The 3,525-nt window shown below is 71.6% G+C and carries 2 protein-coding genes; both read right to left on the bottom strand.

Annotation, left to right across the window (positions count from 1 at the left end):
• Nucleotides 1–788 precede the first annotated feature (788 nt).
• Entirely contained in the window at nucleotides 789–1,724 is a 936-nt protein-coding gene (locus DZF91_RS42975) for a lytic polysaccharide monooxygenase auxiliary activity family 9 protein (protein ID WP_328589216.1), read from the bottom strand.
• Nucleotides 1,725–2,261: 537 nt separating this feature from the next.
• Nucleotides 2,262–3,338: a YihY/virulence factor BrkB family protein gene (locus DZF91_RS26490; protein ID WP_117359898.1), complete on the bottom strand. Its 1,077-nt coding sequence runs from the start codon at nucleotides 3,336–3,338 to the stop codon at nucleotides 2,262–2,264.
• Nucleotides 3,339–3,525 lie beyond the last annotated feature (187 nt).

Here is a 3,525-nt window from a genome sequence, read left to right as displayed (position 1 = left end):
GCGAAGGACGCGTCCTGGCAGCCAACCTCGCCAAACTCCAATCCCAGGAGAGCGGCGTCCTGTCCGCCCGCGCCAACGCCAACAGCGGCGTGCAGTTCGTGGACAACGCCGACCCCGGCGCGTCCGTGTCCAGTCGGCTCCCGCAGCACGCGATCGTGGGTCTCGCGGGCGGCGCGATCGTCGCTTGTGTCGTCTCCTACCTGCGTGCTACGCAGACCACCTCTCATCGCTTCGGCGGGTCGTCGCGTCCCGGTCACCGCTCCCCCGACCAGCGGTCCCCCGCACGCCGGGCCGAGCGTGGCCGGATCGAGCAGGAGCTGTACGGGCCTGCGCCTCGCCCCGTCCTGCCCGCAGGTGGCCGCGTTCCCGATCGGATCGAACCGGGACCGCCTCGGCCTGCACCTCGGCCCGCCCCTCGGCCCGCCCCTCGCCCACTGCCTCCGCCCCAACACGGCGATGCCCCACGACCTCGCGGTGAAGCGTCACGGCCTCGCCGTGACGGCGCTCCGCCTCGTCCTGCGCCTCCAGCGGGCTGGGCGGACGCTCCACCGCCCCGCCGTGGGACTTCGGCCGCTCCTCGGCCGTCCCAGCCGGCCCGGTTCCGGCCACAGCAGCCCCGCGCTCCGCACCAGCGGCAGCTTCGGGGGCCGGGCCACTGGTTCCGGCATTAGGGCCGGTTCCGGGAGCGGATCGTGGGCGTCGTCTCGCCGTCCGGCCTCGCCGGTGCATGAGTTCGCCCACCGTCCTGAGCGTCCGCGCTCAGGACGGTGGGCGTCGCCGCGACCGGGTTACAGGTCGTTCTCTTGGCGTCGGCGGCGGGCGGTGAGGAGCAGTCCTGCCACACCGCCCAGGGTCAGACCGACCGTGCCGCAGATCAGTCCGGCGCCGAACAGACCGCCGCCGGCGGGCTCGTCGCTGGCCGTCCGGACGACGTGCAGCGACGTCGGGCTCGCGCCGCCGTGGGCGTGCCCCTTCGGAACGGCGGCGCCGTGCCCCTGACCGCCGGGTGTGGTGCCGCCGTGGTCGTGGCCGCCGTGGCCGCCGCCTGAGGTGGCCAGGGACTTGGTCCCCAGCGAGCCCGGGCTCGCGGACGTGTTGCCGATGACGACGTCGGAGCAGCTGTAGAAGGCTTCGGGACTGTCCGAGCGCTGCCAGATCGCGTAGATCAGGTGGCGGCCCTTCTTGCCCGCGGGGATGGTCGCGGTGAGGTCGTAGAGCCCGTTCACCGCTCTCGGGTTGTTCTTCGTCAGGAACGGCTTGGCATCCAGGTCGGCCCACTTCAACGGCTTCGCCGGGTCGTAGCCGTTCTTGGTGATGAACAGCTGGAACGCGCCCTTGTGCGGCGCGGTCACCGCGAAGCGGAGGTCGAGCCGTGCGCCGGACTTCACGCGGGTGGCGGGCCAGTCGGAGCGCGGCAGGTCCAGGCCCCGGAAGGTCGGGTTCCCGGCGCTGCACAGCCTGCCGTCGGGGATCCGCCGGCGGTGCCGTCCGGCGACGTCGGCGAGCCGGACGCCGTTCCAGTCGTAGAACGCCTGCTTGCCGCTGGCCCTGATGGCGGCCTTGCACGCCGCCGTCCTCGGCGCCTCCGGCCCTTCCTTGTAGCAGGTCAGGACGCGGCTGAGCGGGAACTGCATCGAACCGTGGGCCGACGCGGGCACCGCCGTGGCGGCCAGCGCGGCCCCCACGGCGGCAAGGCCCGTGACGATGCGGGGGGTGTGCTTCACATGGGGCTCCTCGGAGGAAGAATCATCGGGACGCCGCAGACGTTAGGCCGACCTTCTCCCGCCGAAGGCGCTCTTCAGATCCTCTTAAGTCTCCGATCGGCGTTCCATCAGCCTCCCCCCTCGGTGACGCCTTTGCTCCGCCCATTACCGGGTGAATGGGACGGAGAACGAAGCACCGTCGGCCCGTTCACGTCACGGGAAGACAGACGGCGTAGACCGTGTAGAAGCCCGTCGTGCTCGCCGAATTGTTGAAGGCCACGGTCGGTCCGGTCGGTCCGGGATGTCCAGGCCTGCTGCCCCAGTGCCGCCCCGAACAAGCACGGAGCGATGCTCAGGGGGATTTCATGGCAAGGCTGCCTATATCAGTCCGGCAGTCCTGCCGCTGGTGGCCTCGGGGACGCGCGGGGCCTCGCCAACCTCCTGCGGGTAGGTCCGTTTATACGAGGCACCAGCGCGACGCGTCGACGTGGCACGGCACTGGCTCGACGACACCGCCCAGGTCAGCGGCTGACGACCGGGCTCTGCCGGGCGGAGCGCTCAGGGCCGAGCGCGTTCGGAGTCTTCGGGGCGATCGGGACGCTCTGGGTGACCAGCGTGCTCCGGGCGATCGGGGCGCTCCGGGTGATCGGGGTGCTCGGCGGCGTTCAGGGCGTCGCGGTCGGCTTCGTCGAAGGCGCGGGTGTCGCGGGGTTCGACGTACGGCTCCTGGGTCGCGGGGGTGCCCGCGGCGATGGCCCGGCCGCGTTCGAGTTCGGCGTTGAGTTCGGCGCCCAGCAGGATCGCGGTGTTGGTGATCCAGAGCCAGACCAGGAAGATGATGATCCCGGCGAGGCTGCCGTAGGTCTTGTTGTAGGAGCTGAAGTTCGCGGCGTAGAACGCGAACACGGCCGAGGCCGCCAGCCAGATCAGCAGCGCCAGGACGCTGCCGGGGCTGACCCAGCGGAACCCCTGCTTGGCGTTGGGGGACGCCCAGTACAGCAGCGCGAACAGGAAGCTGACCACCAGCAGCAGGATCGGCCATTTGGCGATGTCCCACGCGGTGACGGCGGCGGACTCCAGGCCGATCATGTCTCCGGCCTTGCGGGCCAGCGGACCGGTGATCACCACGGCCATCACCGACACCGAGAGCAGCACCAGCGTGACGACGGTGATGCCCATCCGCAGCGGCAGGGTCTTCCAGATCGGCCGCCCCTCGGGGACGTCGTAGACGGCGTTGCTGGCGCGCATGAACGCCCCCACGTACCCGGACGCCGACCAGAGCGCGGCGACGAGGCCCACGAGGGCGGCCACGCTCGCGCCGGCGCGTCCGCGCTGCAACTGGGTGATGGCGTCGGTGAGGACCTGTTTCACCGAGCCCGGCGCCATGCTCCCGACGTTCTTGATCAGGTCCTGGGAGACCGACTCGCCCGCCAGTCCGATCAACGAGACCACCACGAGCATGGCCGGGAAGATGGACAGCACGCTGTAGTAGGTGAGCGCGGCGGCCCAGTCGCCCAGGTTGTCGTTCTTGTACTCGGCGACGGTGCGCTTGACCGCGCCCCACCAGGAGCCGGGTGCCAGCTCGGTCGGGCCGTCCGGCGCGTCGGGCTCTTCCGTCCTGCCGCGTTCACTCATCACGATCTTCCGCTCGTTCCCGTCGTCAGAGCACCGTGGCCTGGCTGCGCTGGGCGCGCCGCGCCGCGCGGCGGCTGCGCCTCCACCTCCGGACCGTCAGGTACGCCGCGGCGGCGACCGCCCCCTGGGCGCGCGGCTTGAAGTCCGGGGACGCCATGCCGTGGCGGGCCGCCTCGGCCGCCGAGCG

The organism is Actinomadura logoneensis, from assembly GCF_003428695.1.
Classification (GTDB): Bacteria; Actinomycetota; Actinomycetes; order Streptosporangiales; family Streptosporangiaceae; genus Spirillospora; species Spirillospora logoneensis.
Note: the sequence above shows the minus strand (reverse complement) of the source record. Positions and strands in the feature narration are given on the sequence as shown.